This window comes from Rhodococcus sp. OS5, from assembly GCF_056837585.1.
The window spans coordinates 4,376,771-4,395,708 of record NZ_CM166368.1 but is presented as its reverse complement, the minus strand read 5'-3'; the positions used below and the strand labels follow the sequence as shown (position 1 = coordinate 4,395,708).

Annotated in this window: 15 protein-coding genes; 6 read left to right on the top strand and 9 right to left on the bottom strand. The window is 63.8% G+C overall.

Features of this window, described 5'->3' with window-relative positions:
• Positions 1 to 55: 55 nt before the first annotated feature.
• From ACVZUB_RS20305 to ACVZUB_RS20290, 4 genes are all read right to left on the bottom strand, one after another.
• Positions 56 to 1,843: an AMP-dependent synthetase/ligase gene (locus ACVZUB_RS20305; protein WP_482627702.1), complete on the bottom strand. Its 1,788-nt coding sequence runs from the start codon at positions 1,841 to 1,843 to the stop codon at positions 56 to 58.
• A gap of 139 nt (positions 1,844 to 1,982) precedes the next feature.
• Entirely contained in the window at positions 1,983 to 2,681 is a 699-nt protein-coding gene (locus tag ACVZUB_RS20300; protein ID WP_003945151.1) for a hypothetical protein, read from the bottom strand.
• A 126-nt stretch (positions 2,682 to 2,807) separates the two neighbouring features.
• A complete protein-coding gene (locus ACVZUB_RS20295; RefSeq protein ID WP_007736162.1) occupies positions 2,808 to 3,434 on the bottom strand; it encodes a phosphoribosyltransferase in 627 nt (208 codons plus the stop codon).
• 55 nt (positions 3,435 to 3,489) lie between these two features.
• On the bottom strand, positions 3,490 to 4,317 hold the full coding sequence (locus ACVZUB_RS20290) for a carbon-nitrogen hydrolase family protein (protein ID WP_007736163.1): 828 nt from the start codon (positions 4,315 to 4,317) through the stop codon (positions 3,490 to 3,492).
• 102 nt (positions 4,318 to 4,419) lie between these two features.
• Between ACVZUB_RS20290 and ACVZUB_RS20285 the strand changes: the two genes are divergently transcribed.
• A complete protein-coding gene (locus tag ACVZUB_RS20285; protein ID WP_003945121.1) occupies positions 4,420 to 6,195 on the top strand; it encodes a DEAD/DEAH box helicase in 1,776 nt (591 codons plus the stop codon).
• Between the two features lie 102 nt (positions 6,196 to 6,297).
• Here ACVZUB_RS20285 and ACVZUB_RS20280 read toward each other — a convergent pair whose 3' ends face one another.
• The 4 genes from ACVZUB_RS20280 to ACVZUB_RS20265 form a co-directional block, all read right to left on the bottom strand.
• A complete protein-coding gene (locus tag ACVZUB_RS20280; RefSeq protein ID WP_482627701.1) occupies positions 6,298 to 8,196 on the bottom strand; it encodes an ABC transporter ATP-binding protein in 1,899 nt (632 codons plus the stop codon).
• 92 nt (positions 8,197 to 8,288) lie between these two features.
• A complete protein-coding gene (locus tag ACVZUB_RS20275; RefSeq protein WP_019749302.1) occupies positions 8,289 to 8,879 on the bottom strand; it encodes an AMIN-like domain-containing (lipo)protein in 591 nt (196 codons plus the stop codon).
• A 56-nt stretch (positions 8,880 to 8,935) separates the two neighbouring features.
• Positions 8,936 to 9,346, bottom strand: a complete 411-nt coding sequence (locus ACVZUB_RS20270) for a YchJ family protein (RefSeq protein WP_064689334.1) — start codon at positions 9,344 to 9,346, stop codon at positions 8,936 to 8,938.
• A gap of 22 nt (positions 9,347 to 9,368) precedes the next feature.
• Positions 9,369 to 10,931 (bottom strand): long-chain-fatty-acid--CoA ligase, encoded by a 1,563-nt coding sequence (locus ACVZUB_RS20265; protein WP_003945105.1) that lies wholly within the window; start codon positions 10,929 to 10,931, stop codon positions 9,369 to 9,371.
• A 262-nt stretch (positions 10,932 to 11,193) separates the two neighbouring features.
• Here ACVZUB_RS20265 and ACVZUB_RS20260 point away from each other — a divergent pair, with 262 nt between their 5' ends.
• The 5 genes from ACVZUB_RS20260 to ACVZUB_RS20240 all read left to right on the top strand — a co-directional run bounded on the left by ACVZUB_RS20260 (position 11,194) and on the right by ACVZUB_RS20240 (position 17,443).
• A complete protein-coding gene (locus ACVZUB_RS20260) occupies positions 11,194 to 11,967 on the top strand; it encodes an ABC transporter ATP-binding protein (RefSeq protein ID WP_003945134.1) in 774 nt (257 codons plus the stop codon).
• A gap of 4 nt (positions 11,968 to 11,971) precedes the next feature.
• A complete protein-coding gene (locus tag ACVZUB_RS20255) occupies positions 11,972 to 14,506 on the top strand; it encodes an ABC transporter permease (RefSeq protein WP_058228428.1) in 2,535 nt (844 codons plus the stop codon).
• 68 nt (positions 14,507 to 14,574) lie between these two features.
• A complete protein-coding gene (locus tag ACVZUB_RS20250; protein ID WP_007736175.1) occupies positions 14,575 to 15,021 on the top strand; it encodes a hypothetical protein in 447 nt (148 codons plus the stop codon).
• Positions 15,022 to 15,128: 107 nt separating this feature from the next.
• Entirely contained in the window at positions 15,129 to 16,304 is a 1,176-nt protein-coding gene (locus ACVZUB_RS20245) for an acyl-CoA dehydrogenase family protein (RefSeq protein WP_007736177.1), read from the top strand.
• Between the two features lie 8 nt (positions 16,305 to 16,312).
• Positions 16,313 to 17,443, top strand: coding sequence for an acyl-CoA dehydrogenase family protein (locus ACVZUB_RS20240; protein ID WP_030536908.1), 1,131 nt, complete (start codon positions 16,313 to 16,315; stop codon positions 17,441 to 17,443).
• 58 nt (positions 17,444 to 17,501) lie between these two features.
• Here the strand turns inward: ACVZUB_RS20240 and ACVZUB_RS20235 are convergent, their stop codons facing one another.
• Entirely contained in the window at positions 17,502 to 18,848 is a 1,347-nt protein-coding gene (locus tag ACVZUB_RS20235; protein ID WP_158171017.1) for a DUF5691 domain-containing protein, read from the bottom strand.
• Positions 18,849 to 18,938: the final 90 nt, after the last annotated feature.

The following is an 18,938-nucleotide window of genomic DNA, read 5'->3' as shown; positions in this document are numbered from 1 at the left end:
ACGGGTCTGGCCCGGTTCGCATTCGAACCGGGCCAGACCCGTGAAAGACGATCGATCAGGCGTACAGGTCGCTGATCTTGGTCTTGTGAGCTTCGTGAATGATGTTGCGCTTGAGCTTGAGCGTCGGCGTCAATTCACCGGTCTCCTGGGTGAAGTCGACCTCGAGGATCGTGTACTTCTTGATCTGCTCGGGGTTGGAGACCTTCTTGTTCGCGTCGGCAACGGCCGAGTCGATCTCGGCGATCAGGTCGGCGTTCTTCACCAGATCGGCAATCGGGGTGCCGGCGGGCAGGCCGTTGCGCTCGACCCAACCGGGCAGAGTCTCCGGATCGAGGGTGATCAGTGCACCGATGAACGGCTGACCGTCGCCGACGACGAGGCACTGGCTGATCAGAGCGTGCGCGCGCAGGGAATCTTCGAGGCCTGCCGGTGCGACGTTCTTGCCGCCCGCGGTGACGATGATTTCCTTCTTGCGTCCGGTGATGGAGACGTAGCCCTCGTTGTCGATCGAGCCGAGGTCGCCGGTGTGGAACCAGCCGTCGACGATGGATTCGGCAGTGGCCTTCTCGTTGTGCCAGTAGCCGGCGAACACGACCGGGCCCTGCAGGAGGAGTTCGCCGTCCTCGGCGATCCGTGCTGCATGGCCGTTGATCGGCTTGCCGACGGTGCCGACGCGCTGCGCACTCGAGGTGTTGACGGTGATTGCGGCGCTGGTCTCCGTGAGTCCGTAGCCCTCGTAGATCGGGATGCCGACGCCGCGGAAGTAGTGGCCGAGACGCGCGCCGAGGGCTGCGCCACCGGAGACTGCACGCTCGCACTCGCCACCCAGAGCTGCGCGCAACTTCGAGTAGACGAGCTTGTCGAATACCGCGTGCTTGAGCTTGAGTGCCAGGCCGGGGCCACCCTTTTCGAGGGATTCGCTGTATTCGATGGCGGTGGCAGCAGCCTTGTCGAAGATGCTGCCCTTACCGCCGTCGACTGCCTTCTGGCGAGCCGAGTTGTACACCTTCTCGAACACGCGGGGCACCGAGAGGATGAAGTTGGGCTTGAAGCCGGCGAACTGCTCGAGCAGCGTCGTCAGGTCCGACGTGTGGGCGACGGTGACCTTGGCGTCGAAAGCGCCGAAGGAGATCGCCCGCGCGAATACGTGGGCAAGCGGCAGGAACATCAGAGTCTTCTTGCCGGGGACCATCGACTCCGGCATCGCCAGGCGGCAGGCGTTGGACTCGGCGTAGAAGTTGGAGTGCGTCAGCTGGACGCCCTTGGGGCGTCCGGTGGTCCCGGAGGTGTAGATCAGGGTCGCGGGCGAGGCAGCGGTGACCTGGTGACGACGAGTGTGCAGTTCTTCGTCGGTGATTGCCGAACCGCGACTGGACAGCTCGTCGATCGCACCCGACTCGATGACAAGAACCTCGCGGAGGGCTTCTGCGCCGTCGGCGACTTCCTTGTGAGTCTCCGCGTGCTTGGCCGTTTCGACGACCAGAAGTGTCGTCGCTGAATCCTCGAGGATCCACTGCGCCTGATCAGGGGAGGAGGTCTCGTAGATCGCGACGGTGCATCCGCCTGCAGTCCAGATGGCGTAGTCGAGAACGACCCACTCGTAGCGAGTCGCTGACAGGATAGCGACGCGGTCGCCGAGCTCGACGCCCGAAGCGATCAGGCCCTTGGCAACTGAGGAGACCTGCTTCGCGAATTCAGCTGCAGTGACGTCGACCCATCCACCGTTCGACGGCCTCTTGAAAGGCACGAATGTGGGGTCTTCTTCGGCGTGACGGAACACGGAGTCGGCCATGGATACGTTCTCCGGAATTGAGAACGACTGTGGAACTGAGAACTCGCGCACTATTGACCCCTCCAGTGACTACTGACATTTCTGATGTGCATTGCATCACATTAGTCGTCATTTTGCACTGTCGTTACTATTCGGTAGAACTGGTCGGGCGCTGACCTGCAGTTTAGTGTGACCGCCTGTTTACAGGTACTCAGGCGACGTGTTGGAGCGTGCGACCGTGCACGGACAGCCACCGCCGAATTGCGTAGTCCAATCGGTCCGGGTCCACTCCGAGTTGCTCTGCAGTAGCTGCAAGGATCTCCGAGGTGTCTCCCGGCAACTCGGTGGTGCCGAGTGTCGCGCTGATGAAGGTGTCGGCAGCGGTCCCCAGATCGGTGTGCGGAATTCCGGCCAACATCAACAGGTGGGCCCAGGTCACTTCGGAACCGTCTCCGCACGCGTCCACCCAGGCATGGTGAACGGCTTCGAGAGCGTTGTCGGAATCGGCGGCCGACAGCAGGTCCTCGACGCTGTTGATCCGCAAGTGATGGAGTTTCTCGGCGACCTGTTGGATGTGCCGTGCCTCGATCGGGACACCCGTCGCCGTGTAGCGACGCTTGTACGAGCCGATCTTGCCTGCCCACTGGTCCGAACTGCCGGCTTCCTCGAAGGTGCGGAGTAGTTCGCGTGCGCCATCCGTGACGGGTTTGTCCTCGCGGGCTTTCCGGTACGCCAGGTAGCGATCGACGACGGTCACTTCGCTGTGGCCCGACGTGGACTGAACGGATTCGATGATGCACAGGGCGAGGCTCTGTCGATAAGCGTCTGACGCAACCCAGGCGGAAGGGTCGCCCAGGCGGTCACGGCACGCAGCTGCGACGGCGTCGACGGTATCGGTCGAGATGGTCACGGTTCCTCCAGAAAGCCGAATTCTTTTTGTTCCATTTGGGCTATCGGCACCGAGGAGCGAAATGTTGCACACATCACAAATTCTCAGAGATCTCTTGGACTGTGCTCAGGCTGGAGAGGTGTGCACTCAGGCGAGGAAGGACAGTACTTCGTCGTCGCTGAGTTGATGGAAGTCCTCGAATGCAGCACCGACGCCGCCTAACAGGGCAGGAACGAAGGGGCAGACGACCCGATCGGCGGAGCACGCGATCACTCTCATGGCTTCGGGGGACGCTACTGGGACCGCGACGATCACGGCGGCAGCACCCGCGGTGCGCGCGCATCGGCAGGCAACCGCGGCACTCGCGCCCGTAGCCATTCCGTCGTCGACGATCACCGCAGTGCGTCCGTGGAGGGAAACCGGGGTCCGCCCCTCGCGCAGGAGATGCGCCCGCCGTTCCAATTCGGTTCGCTCGTCGCGTTCGACGGCGACGAGTTCTCTTTTCGAGACGCGAACCGCTGCGATGACGTCGTGGTTGAGGACCCGCACGCCGCCCTCACCGATGGCGCCCATCGCCAGTTCCGGGTTGTACGGACTGCCGAGCTTGCGCACCACCACGATGTCGAGCGGAGCGTTCAATGCCGCAGCCACCTCGGCTGCGACCGGAACTCCGCCGCGCGGGAGTCCGAGAACGACGGGCTTGTCGATACGCAAGGTCTCGAGCCGCCCGGCCAGAAATTTGCCGGCGGAAGATCGATCCCGATACTGGGTCACTGCGTTGTCCTCGAGAAGCTCGAACCCCGACCAGTTCGACGCTACTCGCTGCAGGTCACCGCGACGAGACTGTGAACCTCCGCAGCGCGAGAGCGGGATTCTTCTCGCGTACCTCGGCGATGCGAGCAGCCGAAACGAGTGCGGTGGCGACCCCGACCTGCTCGCCAAGTGAACACATCACGACGCCCATCGGGTCGACGATCATGCTGGCACCCGCGCCGCCGCGCGCGCTCTGATCTGCCGCTGCGATGTACATCGTGTTCTCGATGGCCCGGGCGCGCACGAGAGTGGTCCAGTGGTCTTCCTTGAGCGGACCCGGCACCCACTGGGCGGGCAGGAGCAAGATGTCTGCGCCGACGTCGACGATGCGCCGGGTGACTTCCGGGAAGCGCAGGTCGTAGCAGGTCTGGAGGCCGAAGGTCAGGCCGTCGCACCCGAAAGTCTGCGGTTCGGTGATCTCGCCCGCGCGGATCACGGCCGACTCCTGGTAACCGAAAGCGTCGTAGAGATGCAGTTTCCGGTAGGTCGCCACCAGTTCGCCGTTCGGGTCCATCGCGACGAGGGTGTTGGAGATTCTGCTCACGTCGTCGATCCGCTCGTTCATTCCTGCCACGAGGAAGATTCCGAACTCCGCGGCGACCGACGCCAGCGCCGAACCGAATTCGCCGTCCAGGTCCTCCGCGGACTCGATCAAACGCTCATCCGTCTTCGGTGCGGTGAACATCGAGTATTCCGGCGCCACGACAACTTTCGCGCCGCGTGCTGCTGCATCGGAAGCCAGTGATCGCAGTGATTCGAGGTTGGCTTTCTTGTCCGTCCCCGGGGCGAATTGGGCAATCGCGACAACGGTCTGGGAGGGGGTGGCTGCGGTGGCTGCGGTCATGCTTCCTACGCTAGGCGAAACCCGCTGGGAGGGTGGATCTGTCGTAAAAGCACCCCCGGTATGTCGTCGTGTCTATACTCTATCCGCTAAACTGCTGGTCAAATGAGTGATATTGAGCGTGACCCCGAACCCCCAACATTTGCCGACCTCGACATCGATGATCGGGTACTGAAGGCACTGTCAGACGTGGGCTACGAGTCGCCCTCGCCCATTCAGGCTGCCACCATTCCGCCACTGCTCGAAGGCAAGGACGTCGTCGGTCTCGCACAGACCGGTACCGGCAAGACCGCAGCCTTCGCAGTTCCCGTTCTGTCGCGGATCGACACGTCGATCAAGCAGACCCAGGCGCTGGTGCTTGCTCCCACGCGTGAGCTGGCGCTTCAGGTTGCCGAGGCCTTCGGCAAGTACTCCGCGCACATCCCCGGACTCAACGTCCTGCCGATCTACGGTGGCCAGAGCTACGGCGTCCAGCTGTCGGGCCTGCGCCGCGGCGCACACGTCGTCGTCGGTACCCCGGGTCGTGTCATCGACCATCTCGAAAAGGGCACCCTGGATCTGACCAATCTCAAGTACCTCGTTCTCGACGAGGCCGACGAGATGCTCAAGATGGGGTTCCAGGAGGACGTCGAGCGCATCCTCCGCGACACCCCCGGCGACAAGCAGGTCGCCCTGTTCTCCGCAACGATGCCCGGCTCGATTCGCCGGATCTCGAAGCAGTACCTGAACAATCCGGTCGAGATCACCGTCAAGTCCAAGACGTCGACCGCCTCGAACATCACGCAGCGCTACATTCAGGTTGCTCATCAGCGCAAGCTCGATGCACTGACCCGAGTCCTCGAGGTCGAGGCATTCGAGGCGATGATCATCTTCGTCCGTACCAAGCAGGCCACCGAAGACCTGGCGGAGAAGCTGCGCGCCCGCGGGCACTCGGCTGCCGCGATCAACGGTGACATCGTCCAGGCCCAGCGTGAGCGGACCATCGGTCAGCTCAAGAACGGCGCCCTCGACATCCTCGTCGCGACCGACGTTGCTGCTCGAGGCCTCGACGTGGATCGAATCTCCCACGTCGTCAACTACGACATCCCTCATGACACGGAGTCGTACGTCCACCGCATCGGTCGTACCGGCCGCGCCGGTCGTCAGGGTGACGCGTTGCTGTTCGTCGCCCCGCGTGAGCGTCATCTGCTCAAGTCCATCGAGAAGGCGACCCGTCAGCCGCTTGCGGAGATGCAGCTTCCCAGTGTCGACGACGTCAACGCCCAGCGCGTGGCCAAGTTCGGTGACTCCATCACCGAGAGCCTGGCCTCGGAGAATCTCGCGATGTTCCGCAAGATGATCGAGGACTACGACCAGGAACACGACGTTCCGCTCATCGACATCGCTGCCGCTCTGGCGTTGCAGTCGCGCGACGGCGAAGCATTCTTGCTTTCTCCCGAGCCGCCGGCACCGCCGCGTCGTGAGCGCGAGCCTCGTGAACCACGTCCTCCCCGTCGTTTCGACGATGGCCCGGCCCCGCGCTCGCGTGGGCCCGAGGGCCAGGAGCTGGCCGCGTACCGCATTGCAGTCGGCAAGCGTCACCGCGTCGTTCCGGGTGCCATCGTCGGTGCCATCGCCAACGAGGGTGGGCTTCGTCGAAGCGACTTCGGGCACATCAGCATTCGCCCGGATCACAGCATCGTCGAGCTGCCGGCCGACCTCTCCAACGAGACTCTCGAAGCTTTGCGTCGCACACGCATCTCCGGCGTCCTGATCCAGCTGCAGCCTGATTTCGGGCCGCCGCAGGGTCGTCCGAGTGGCCGTGGCGACCGTGGTGGCCGGGACGATCGTGGTGGACGTGACGACCGCCGCGGTGGCGGACGCGATCGCTACAACGACTGACATACAGCTTCAACGACTGTCATGAAGACTGAAACAGGCGCTGCCCTCCGCGAGGAGGACAGCGCCTGTTTTCTGTGTGGGGGGGCAAGGCGCTGCGCGGTATCAGATCGGCGTCGGTGCGAGGGCGCCGTTCTTCCGGGCGTTGGTGTCGAACTGCGTGCGGTACAACTCGGCGTAGCGGCCGCCGCGCGCGAGCAGTTCCTCATGGTTGCCGCGCTCGACGATCTGGCCTGCCTCGACGACAAGGATCAGGTCCGCGGAACGGATCGTCGACAATCGGTGAGCGATCACCACCGCAGTCCGCCCGGCGAGTGCTTCGCCGAGTGCTTCCTGAAGCGCAGCTTCCGACGTCGAGTCGAGATGCGCGGTGGCCTCGTCCAAGATGACGACGCGAGGCTGGGCCAGGAGCAGGCGTGCGATGGTCAGGCGTTGACGCTCGCCGCCCGAGAGGCGGTAACCGCGTTCACCCACCACGGTCTCCAGTCCGTCGGGCAGCGACGCAACCAGGTCGGTGAGCCGTGCGCGCTCCAGAACCTCACGCAGATCTTCTTCGGTGGCATCCGGTCGCGCAAGGAGCAGGTTGGATCGAAGGCTCTCGTGGAACAGGTGCCCGTCCTGCGTGACCATGCCGACGGTCTCCCGGATGGAATCGGCACTGAGGTCGCGGACGTCGACGCCGCCCAACTCGACCGAACCGGAGTCGATGTCGTAGAGGCGCGGAATCATCTGCGCCACGGTCGACTTTCCGGCACCGGACGTGCCGACCAAGGCGACCATCTGTCCTGCTTCGGTGCGGAACGACAGGTCGTGCAACACGTCCTCGCCGCCGCGGGTGTCGAGGATCGCGACTTCCTCCAGGGACGCGAGAGACACCTTGTCCGCGGATGGGTAAGCAAAAGTGACGTTCTTGAACTCGACGGACACCGGGCCCTGCGGCACCGTGCGTGCATCGGGCTTCTCGGTGATGAGCGGCGCCAGATCGAGAATCTCGAATACCCGCTCGAAGCTGACCAGGGCGCTCATGACGTCCACCCGGGCGCTGGCCAGTGCGGTCAACGGTGAGTACAGCCGCGTCAACAACAGTGCCATCGCCACGACGGCGCCGGCGTCCAACTGTCCGCGCAGCGCGTAGAAGCCGCCGAGTCCGTAGACGAGGGCAAGAGCAAGGGCCGAGACCAGCGTCAGTGCTGTGACGAAGACGGACTGCAGCATTGCGGTCCGGACTCCGATGTTGCGCACACGCCTGGCGCGAACCGCGAACTCCGCAGATTCTTGCGACGGGCGGCCGAACAGCTTGACCAGAGTCGCGCCGGGAGCGGAGAACCGCTCCGTCATCTGGGTGCTCATGAGCGAATTATGGTTGGCTGCTTCACGATTGAGTGCTGCAAGTTTTGCGCCCATGCGCCGTGCGGGGATGACGAAGATCGGGAGAAGTAGCAGCGCGAGGACGGTGATCTGCCAGGAGATCCCGAGCATGACGATCAGCGTGATCACCAGGGTGACCAGATTGCTGACCACTCCGGACAAGGTGTCGCTGAAGGCGCGCTGAGCGCCGATGACGTCGTTGTTGAGACGGCTGACCAGTGCTCCGGTTCGAGTTCTGGTGAAGAACGCGATGGGCATCTTCTGGACGTGATCGAAGACGGTGGTGCGCAGATGCAGGATCAGGTCTTCGCCGATGCTGGCCGAGAGCCACCGGGTCAACAGTCCCAGAGCGGCTTCGAGAAGTGCAACCAGTGCGATCAGGGCGGCAAGTTTGACGACCACGTCGACGGCGTCGCCGCCGACTATCGCGTTGACCACGCGCCCGGCCAGGACAGGTGTTGCCACGGCAAGCGCAGCAGTGACGACACTCAGTACGAGGTACCAGCTGAGGTTGCGTTTCTGTGGAACTGCGAACGTCGCGATCCGCTTCAGTGTCGCCTTCGAGAACGGGCGCCGATCTTCTTGCGCGTGCATCGCGTTGTACATCGCGTTCCACGCGGTGACTTCCATACTCATGACTTCGCCCCTCCGGTCGCCGGCCACGAAGATTACGTGGCCGGTACGACACGAAGGTAGAACCTCAACCAAACTTCAGGTCAAGTGCGGCCTCAGCGGGCCACGTCGACCACCACGCGAGGAGGGTCGCTGAGCGTCGTGACCGTGAACGGCTGCTTCTCGGTCACGCCGATGAACGACTGCGTGACTCCCTCGAAGACGTTGGACCCGTTGACCTCGGTCACGACTCCGCCGACGCCGGGGACCGGGTTGGGGCCGGAGTACTGCTCGACTCCGCTGTCGAAGGGATATGCGGAACCGTCGATCAGGACCTGGATCACTGCGGCACCCTTGATGTCCACGGGCTTACCGCTGCCTTCCTGCGTCGCCGCGTCGACGTACTTGACGCGCCAACCGGGTGTGCCGGTTCCGCCCATTTCGTAGACGACACGATCGAATCCGTCGTGCTCGCCCACTCGGATGTCGACGACGGTGAGCTTGGATTCGGTGCCCGCAGCCGACGTCTTGTCGGAGCTGTCCGTCGGGACTGGTTCTGTGGTCGACGCTGCTGCACTCGAGGTCGAGGTGACGGCCGAGGTGGCTGCCGTGGGAGTGGTCTCCGCGTCCTGCGAACAGGCAGTCAGGCTCACGCCCACTGCGATGGCAGCGACAGCGGCAAATGATCTCGTCCGGTTCGTTGTCATGACTCGATCGTAGGGCTCGCGTTATCGGGATCCGCGGCGGCGGTGCCCGGAGTTACCTAACCGATATCGCCGTCGACATAGAGCCACTTACCCTCTGTTCGCGCAAATCGACTGCGTTCGTGGAGCATTCCCCGCTCGCGTCCGAATGTGTAGTGAGCGCGAAATTCCACGACGCCGTCGGAATCGAACAGCCCGCCCCGTTCGGTGTCCAGGATCTCCAACCGGAGCCATTTCTGGTCGGGGTCGAGATCGAGTTGGGCTGGGCGATGGTCGGGATGCCAAGTCTGCGTGAGATATTCGTCGTCCATCACAGCGAAAGCCGTGTAACGCGAACGCATCAGGGTTTCGGCGGTCGGTGCGTGCGCTACTCCGCTGATGTACCTGCCGCAGCATTCGGCCAACGCGTTGCCGGTGCCGCACGGGCACGGATCGGTCGGATTGGGTGTGGTGGGGCGGCGCGAAGTCACCGCCCCATTACAGCACGCGAACTCAGACCAGTTTGTGTTCGCGGTTCTCCCAGTACGGTTTGCGGAGGTCGCGTTTGAGGATCTTTCCGGTGGGATTGCGGGGAAGAATCTCGACGACGTCGATACTGGTCGGGCACTTGAACTTTGCGAGGCGTTCCTGTGTATAGGTGATCAGTTCGGCTTCGTCGATCTGCGCTTCGGCAGTGAGAACCACGACAGCCTTGACGGTTTCACCCCAACGGTCGTCGGGAACGCCGATGACCGCGACCTCGGCGATTGCCGGATGCTCCACCAGTACTCGTTCGATCTCGGGGGAGTAGACGTTCTCGCCGCCGGTGATGATCATGTCCTTGAGGCGGTCCTCGATGAAGACGAAGCCGTCGGAGTCGGCGCGGCCCATGTCGCCGCTACGTAGCCACCCGTCTGCGGTAATCGTTTCGGCCGTCGCCTCAGGCTTGCCCAGGTATCCGGGTGTGCACTGTTCGGATCGCCACCACAGTTCACCGGTCGTTCCGGTGGGCACGTCCTCGAGCGTGACGGGGTCCACCACGCGCATCTCGACGCCGGGGATCGCCGTACCTGCTGATGCCATGCGCTCGACCTGCGACTCGTCGCGGTGAACGTCCGGCATCAACGCGGTAATGACGCCTGCCATTTCGGTCATGCCGTAGACCTGCACGAATTCGGTGTCCGGCCACGCTGCGAGTGCCGCGCGCAACAGTGGGAGCGGCATGGGGGCGGCGCCGTAGGTGATGCGTTTGAATGCTTTGAAGGCGGCGACCGCCTGCTCGCCTGCGGCCAGGACTCCGGCAATGACCGGTGGGACGAGAAAGGCGATGTTGGCTCCGGCGGCGAGACCGGCGAAGATCGACGGTCCGTCGGCTTCTCTCGTGAAGTAACAGCGGCCACCGGTGTGAATTGCCATGATGGCGTAGCACGTTCCGCCGACGTGGAACATCGGCATCGCGATCAAGAATCGGTGATCCTCGTGGGCCGGCAGGATTTCGAGGACATTGTTGCTGTGCGCGAACAGGTTTCGATGCGTGAGCTGGACACCCTTGGGGCGACCGGTCGTCCCGGAACTGTAGAGAACCAGAGCGGTGGCATCGGGGCTCACCTCGGGGCGGGAGTGCAGCGGTGTGACCTCGTCGATCCACGGCTCGAATTCGTCGTGTTCACCGCCGACGGCGAAGATCGATTCGACGGCCGTCAAGCGGTCTCGCATCGCGACGACCTGGGGGAGTAGTTCGCTGCCGACGAACAGAATGCGAGCGCCACAGTCCGCGAGGACGTAATCCAGCTCTTCGCTCGAAAGTCGCCAGTTGGGAACGACATTCGCGGCGCCGAGTAGTGAGGCGGCGTAGGTGACTTCGAGACAGGACAGATGATTCTTGTCGACGAACGCGACAGTGTCGCCGGCACCGATGCCTGATTCGGCGAGGGCGGCGGCGATACGCAAGATGCGGTCCCGCCACTGAGCCCACGTGAATTCGGTCCCTTGGAAGGTCATCGCTGCTTGATCAGGCTTGACCGTCGCCCAGTGCTCTAGCCGATCGAAAATGATTCCAGCGGTGGCGTCGGACATTCGGCCGCCTCTCTCGTGTGATTGGTGTCACAAGGTTAATGTGCGCCCGGTCTTCGTATCGCTGTTTCCAGTCAATGCGCACAAGCAGGAGGGGTCGCATTCCCCCGACCCTGACCGGCTCGGCCGCAGATATCAGGGTGGTCCCCGATGGCGGGCGCGCCCGCCACCCGACAGGATGGAACCAACCATTGCGGGCGTCCGTGTTTTCACGGGCGCCCGTCACGCCCGCAAAGTAGCACCGAAGTGAACAGGAAAGGCGATCATGAGTTCGCACGCCCAGGATGTCGCGGCCCGCGCAGTCGGCCTGTCCAAGACCTACGGCACCGGAGATACCCAGGTGCACGCCCTCAGTTCGGTGTCCGCAGATTTCGCCCGCGGTGAGTTCACGGCGATCATGGGGCCGTCCGGTTCCGGTAAGTCGACGCTGATGCATTGCCTCGCCGGTCTGGATTCCGCCAGTTCGGGTTCTGTTCTCATCGGTGACACGGAACTCACGACGCTTTCCGACAAACAGATGACCCAATTGCGACGCGATCGCATCGGTTTCGTTTTCCAGGCGTTCAACCTGGTGCCGACCCTGACCGCGCTCGAGAACATCACGTTGCCGCTCGACATCGCGGGACGCAAAGCGGACCCGACCTGGTTGAACAGCGTCCTGACCAAGCTGGGTCTCGGGGATCGCCTCGATCATCGGCCGGGAGAGCTCTCGGGTGGTCAGCAGCAGCGTGTGGCGTGTGCGCGTGCGCTGGCGGGTCAGCCGGAGATCATCTTCGGCGACGAGCCGACCGGAAACCTCGATTCGAAGTCCTCCGGTGAGGTGCTCTCGATCCTGCGGGCGGCCGTCGACGAGTTCAACCAGACCGTGGTGATCGTGACGCACGATCCGCGGGCAGCGGCGTATGCCGACCGGGTGGTGTTCCTCGCGGACGGCAAGATCGTCGACGAATTGCGCGAGCCTACGGCGGATTCGGTCCTCGACCGGATGAAGCGTCTGGACGCTCCGCAGGCGGTCGTGAACGTGGAAGCCGGGGCTTGAGCACATGGCTTCGGTAAGTAACTCGCCGATGCGCAAGGTTTCCCTGCGCAACTTGGCGGCACACAAGGTGCGACTTGCGCTGACGGTTCTCTCCGTGGTGCTCGGCACGGCTTTTGTCGCGGGGTCGTTCGTTTTCACCGACACCCTCCAGAAGACTTTCGATTCGATCTTCGAGAACACCGCCCAGGGCGTCGACGTCCGGGTATCGATGGAAGAGCGCAACACCAGTGGCGTTCCGGTCGAGGATGTCGACAAACTTGCCGCAGTCGACGGTGTCCGAGCGGTGGCGCCGGCTGTCAGCGGACAGATCGTCCTGATCAACGCAGACGGCGGCGCTGTTCAGACCGGCGGTGCGCCGAGTATCGGGCAGTCCTACCTACCGCCGGGCCAGGCGATTGCCGAACCCGACACCTTCGTCGAGGGCGCGCCTCCGACGCAGACCGGTCAGGTCGCGCTGAACACCAGCGCCGCCGAGCGAGCCGGACTGAAGGTGGGGGACTCCGCCAAGGTTCTGGCACCGGCCCGCGGAATCGTGGACGTGACGTTGTCCGGCATCTACGAGGGGGCGGGCAGTGACACCGGCGGGTTCATCGGCGCGCTCTTCACCGACGAGCAGGCCCGTGGACTCTTCACCGACGGCCAACACGTCGAGTACATCGACGTCGCGGGCGACGGGGTGTCGCAGACGGAACTGCAGCAACGCGTCGAGCAGGTTTTCCCCGATCTCAAGGTGCAGACCGGCGACCAGGTTCGTGAGGAGACCAAGGCCGAGGTCGACTCGGCGCTGAGCTTCATCAACTACTTCCTGTTGGCGTTCGGCGCGATTGCTCTACTCGTCGGAACGTTCATCATCTACAACACCTTCTCGATGATCGTGGCGCAGCGTCTTCGTGAGCTGGCGCTGCTGCGCGCGATCGGTGCGAGCCGAGCGCAGGTCGGCCGTTCGGTGGTCACCGAGGCGCTCGTGGTCGGACTCATCGGCAGCATCATCGGTCTGCTCGGCGGTATCGGTCTCGCCTACGGATTGCGCAGTCTCCTCAACACATTCGACGTCGGTCTGCCGGAAGGCCCGCTCCAGGTGGGTGCCCGCACGATCATCGTCGCGTTGGTGGTCGGCGTCGTCGTCACGACGCTCAGCGCTTACGCCCCGGCTCGTCGTGCGTCGAAGATCCCGCCGGTGGCGGCCATGCGTGAGGAGTTCGCCTCCACCGGCGACTCACTGCGAGTGCGGACGTTGATCGGTGCGATTCTCGGCGTGATCGGTGTGGCACTGCTCGTGTTCGGCTCTCGCGGTACCGGTGGTGGCGCGGCGCTGATCGTCGGGCTCGGTGCGTTCTCGTTGATCATCGCGGTGCTTCTCGGGGCTCCCGCGCTGTCGCGGCCGATCGTCGGCGCGCTCGGTGCCGTGTTCGCCAAGCCGTTCGGTGCCATCGGGCGATTGGCCCGTACCAATGCGGTGCGCAATCCCCGTCGCACGGCCGCAACGGCATTCGCGTTGACTCTCGGTCTGATGCTGGTGACGGTCATCGGAGTGTTCGGTTCCTCAGCCAAGGCGAGCATCAATGCTCTTGTCGACGTGGGTGTTTCGGCCGACTACATCCTGACCGGTCCCAACGCGATCGGCGTGCCGCGAGGTGCGGCCGACGCGGTCCGACAAGTGCCCGACGTGCAGAGCGCAACGTCGTTGCACGGAGTGCGTGCGAAGGTCGACGGTGATGACGAGCAGGGCGCTTCGTTCGACGGCCCGATCGAAGGCGTGCTCGAATACAAGATCCTCGAGGGCACGGTCGATCTGACCGGCAACAACATGCTCGTCTCGAAGTCGACTGCGGACGACAAGGGTTGGACTGTCGGCTCGACCCAGACGTTGACCGGTCCCGGCGGCGTCGAGTACCAGACGGTTGTCGCGGGAGTGTTCGAGGACAACCAGCTGATCGGCTCGTGGATCGTCTCGGACGAGGCGTATCGGAAGCTGATGCCGGCCGAGAGTCTGCCGGACTTCGTGGTGCTGGTGAAGGCGAAGCCTGGCGCGGATCTGACAACACTGCGATCCGAGCTCGAAACGGCCACGGAGAAGTACGTCGTCGTCCAGGTGCAGGATCGTGAGGAGTTCAAGGGAACTCAGGGCCAGCAGATCAACACGTTGTTGGCGATCCTCTACGGACTGCTTGCACTCGCGGTCGTGATCGCAATCCTGGGCATCATCAACACCCTGGCACTGTCGGTGGTCGAGCGGCGACGAGAAATCGGAATGCTGCGAGCTGTCGGCATGCAGCGCGGACAGATGCGACGCACGATCTACCTCGAGTCGGTGCTCATCGCGGTGTACGGCGCGGCGGTCGGAGTTGTTCTCGGCATCGCGTTCGGTTGGGCCTTCGTGAGCACTCTCGCGGATCAGGGCCTCGACAAGATCACGATCCCGTGGGGTCAGGTGGTCGGAATGCTGATCGGCTCGGGTGTGGTGGGTGTCTTGGCGGCGCTGTGGCCGGCCAACCGAGCGGCCAAGACGAAGCCGCTCGAGGCGATTGCAGACATGTAGGGCCTTCGGCCCCCGTGCGCACTTTTGGTAGCGGAAGCAGCCGAAAGTGCGCACGGTACCGTTGCCACATGAGCACCCTTCAAGAAGTCGGCGAACGTGAATCCTGGCGCTGCTGGCTGTGTGACGAACCGGTCGATCCCGACATGTCCGTCAATGATCCGCGCGGCCCGAGTATCGACAGCATCAACACCGCAAAAAAGGGTGGCAAGACCAAAGGCGGCGTCGAACGCTTGGCGCACCGCGCATGCAACACCAAGAAGGGTGCGGTCAAACCTGTTGTGGAATGGCCGGATCGGCTGTTCGTCGTGGATCCCGCTCCGATCATCGGGGTCGTGGAGCAGCTCGAGCGAAAGGGTGGCCGCGTCGCCGTCGCTCGCTGCCCCGGCAAGGACGACGCCCAGGAAGCGTCGGATTGGCTGATCGATCGGTTGTCGCGTCTGGCTCCCGCGTTGAATGTCGAAACAAGCATCGACGCCGCGGGCGGGGGTTACCTGTTGGTCCTGAAAACCGTGTAGGAGGTCGGCCCCGAGTGCCGTCTTTTGCGGTACCTGTTCCGCCTCCATAGCTGTCGGGGTACGGTCGAACCGAACATGAATCCGGTTTCGAGTGCGAAGGAATCCCGATGAACCTGGCATTGACCGACGAGGAACTAGCGTTCCGCGACGAGATGCGGACGTTCTTCCGTACGCAAATCCCCGCGGACATCAGGGAGGCGTACGCCCACGGCGAGGAGTTGGGGCGCGACCGTATGGTCGAGGCGCAGCAGATCCTCAACGCTCACGGTCTGGCGGTACCGCACTGGCCGGTCGAGTGGGGCGGCAAGGACTGGACCCCGGTCCAGCACAACATCTGGCTCGACGAACTGCAGCTTGCGTCGGTTCCCGAACCTTTGGCGTTCAACGCCAACATGGTCGGTCCGGTCATCGCGGCCTTCGGCTCGCAGGAGCAGAAGGAGAAGTTCCTTCCGGCGACTGCGAACCTCGACATCTGGTGGTGCCAGGGATTCTCCGAACCCGAGGCCGGTTCCGATCTCGCTTCGCTCAAGACCCGTGCGGTCCGCGACGGCGACGACTGGGTCATCAATGGTCAGAAGACCTGGACGACGCTGGGACAGTACGCCGACTGGATCTTCTGCCTGGTGCGCACCAATCCCGATGCGCCCAAGCGTCAGGCCGGCATCTCGTTCATCCTTGTCGATCTGAAGACGCCTGGCGTCACGGTCCGCCCGATCAAGCTGATCGACGGCGGCTACGAGGTCAACGAAGTGTTCTTCGAGGACGTCCGCGTTCCGGGAGAGAACCTGGTCGGTGAAGAGAACCAGGGCTGGGGCTACGCCAAGTTCCTGCTCGGCAACGAGCGAACCGGTGTCACCCGCGTCGGTTTCTCGAAGGTTCGTCTGGCCCAGGCCAAGGCTCGCGCTGCCGAGGTCAAGGTCGGTAACGGAACACTGCTCGAAGATCCGCTCTTCGCTGCGCGCCTCGCCGAACTCGAAAACGAATTGCTTGCCCTCGAGCTCACTCAGCTCCGGGTGGTCGCCAGTTCCGCTGACGGCCAGCCGAACCCGGCGTCGTCGCTGCTCAAGCTTCGTGGCTCCGAATTGCAGCAGGCGAGCGTCGAACTGCTGATGGACGTGGCCGGCCCTGATTCACTGCCGTACGACGCGGGCAGCGACATCGCCTCCGCGAGCTGGGCACAGCACACTGCCCCGACGTACCTGAACTACCGCAAGGTATCCATCTACAGCGGATCGAGCGAAGTGCAGCGCAGCATCATCGCCTCCTCGATCCTCGGATTGTGAGGCGTGGCATGGACTTCGAACTCAACGACGAACAAAAACTTCTCCGCGACACCACCAAGGATCTCCTCGCGCGTAGCTACGACGCCGAGAAGCGCAACGCGATCATCGACTCCGATCCCGGGTGGAGCCCGCAGGTCTGGAAGCAGTTGGCCGAGGTCGGCTTGCTCGGCCTGACATTCTCCGAGGACGACGGCGGCATGGACGCCGGCCCAGTGGAAATCGGCGCGGTCATGACCGAGATCGGTCGACGCTTGGCACCCGAGCCGCTACTCGACGCGGTCGTGACGCCGGGCGGCCTCATCTCCGAAGGTGGCAGTGCAGAGCAGCGTTCGTCGATTCTTCCCGGAGTGGCCGAGGGCACCACGTTCCTCGCGTTCGCCGACCAGGAACCCGGAATCCGTTGGCCGGCAACCGAACGGGCCACCGCGGCGGCCCAGGTCGACGGCGGCTGGACCATCACCGGTATCAAGAATCCCGTCGGCCACGGCGCGACGGCGGACATCTTGGTCGTGAGCGCTGCGCTCCCCGGCGGTGGCGTCGGACTGTTCCTCGTCAAGAGCGATGCCTCCGGTTTGGTACGCAAGTCCTACGCCACTCACGACGGGTTGCGCGGGGCGCAGATCGAGTTCACCGATACGCCGGCCGAAGCACTCGGTGAGGGCGGTGACGCTACTGCTCTGATCCAGGCCGCGCAGATCCGTGAGCAGGCCGCGCTGTGCGCCGAGGCTGTCGGAGCGATGGAAGAGGCGCTACGCCTGACCACCGAATACCTCAAGACGCGTAAGCAATTCGGGGTTCCCCTCGCAAAGTTCCAGACACTGACACACCGCGCCGCCGACCTGTACGTCTCGCTCGAGTTGGCACGCAGCATGAGTCTGTACGCAACGATGTCCCTTGCCGACGGCGTCGTCGATCCAGTGATCGCTTCGCGGGTGAAGTTGCAGATCGGGCGTTCGGCTCGGCTCATCGGCCAGGAGGCGATCCAGATGCATGGTGGTATCGGTATGACCGCAGAGTACCCGGTGGGGCACTACGTGAGCCGACTCGTCGCCATCGAGCACACCCTCGGCAGCACCGAAGATCACCTTCGGGTGTTGGCCGCCGGTGTGGCTGATCACGAGATGGTCAGCGTGGTCTGATCTTTCACGAACGACGAAGGGGTCGCATTCCGTTCCAAGGATGCGGCCCCTTCGTCGTTCAGCGGTGATTGCGCAGGACGTCCAAGCGGAGTCGGCGCTGCTCGATGTTGACGGCGCTGTCGGTGAATGCGTGTTGCCACCCGGGGTCACTCGTTCGGGCCGCCGCGTCCTGCAGGAGCGGTACGGCGTCGAAAGGGAAGCGCGCCTGCACGCTTCGCAGGGTGGAAAAGTGACTGTGACGCGAGTGGATGCCCAAGTCCTCACCCGTCGCAGCATGCTCCATCGCTTCGTTCTCCAAGGCATTCAACAACTTTTCGGCGACGGCCAGGGGCCATGGGCGGTCGATGCCGTCGAGTAGTGCGCTGCCGTCGACGCCCAGAAGGTACTCGTCCGCGTGGCCGGCAACGATGTACTCGACGCGCTCGCGTGGGTCCGCGATGGCGACGATTCTCCGGTCGGTCGTGCGCCCGTCCCGCTCCAGAAATGCCGACGCCCACGCGGTGTTCTTCTGGAGAACGGTTGCAGCAGTCCATGATTCGATCATCACTGCGCGCCATTGCTTCTCGATGGGGATGGTGAGGGCCTCGCGTGGCGAACCGGCCATAGATTCCCACAGCGTCAGCGGAGTGGCGGTCACGACTTGCCGTAACCACCAGCGCCGGATGCCCTTGTTCTTGTAGTGGACGTCTTCGATGCCGTCACGAAATGCGAGGTCGTCGAGCGAGCCGGGCAATCGGACGGCAAGGCGCGGCCGCAAGGGCTTCGTCTCGAGCCGCACCCAGGACCGAGCCCGAGTGACCATTCGAGAGGCAAACGGAGATCGGGGGAGTTGCCGTAGTAGTTGAATTGCACGCTCACGGACCCGCACGGCTGGATCGTCGAGTGCACGCTCGAGGAGCGCGTAGTCGTGTTCACCCAGCCCGACGTCGAGATGGTCGAGGAAGTGCAGCCGGCTTGCCGTGGCCTCGTCGTCCCAAGCGATCTCGAGCTCTTCGCTCGCCAGTTCCGGGTCGACCGTACGTATGTAATCGAACCAGGCCGTACGGTCGTCCCGATCGGGCGAAAGCCACAGCTCGTCCCGGCGTGATCCGATTCGTCGTAGCTGGGCCCAATCCGGGTTCTGCTCCGCCAGGTACTGCCCGCGTCGACCGGCGAGGCGAAGTAGCGCCTCGCGGTGCTCGGGATACTTCAGCGCGGCTTCCATGAAGAGCGGGACACTGGCCGCGGGCGCGAGGAATCCGCGTTGGTCGGCCATCGCGAACCATTCCGCGAGAGTCCAGGAACGTACTTGCAACAAGGACTGAAGTTGTTCGATCGCGAGGTCGGGAAGCAGCGGTTGAACTGCTGGATCAGTCTTCGATGCGCGCGAGTGACCTGCGTGCGCGTCTGATCGCAGGGAGGTCACCCGCCTACGGTATGGCAGGGGTGCGTCGAGCTGGGTCGCAGGGGTCGGGCGCGTGTCGGCAGATTCTGGAACAGTGGTAACCGGCACCCA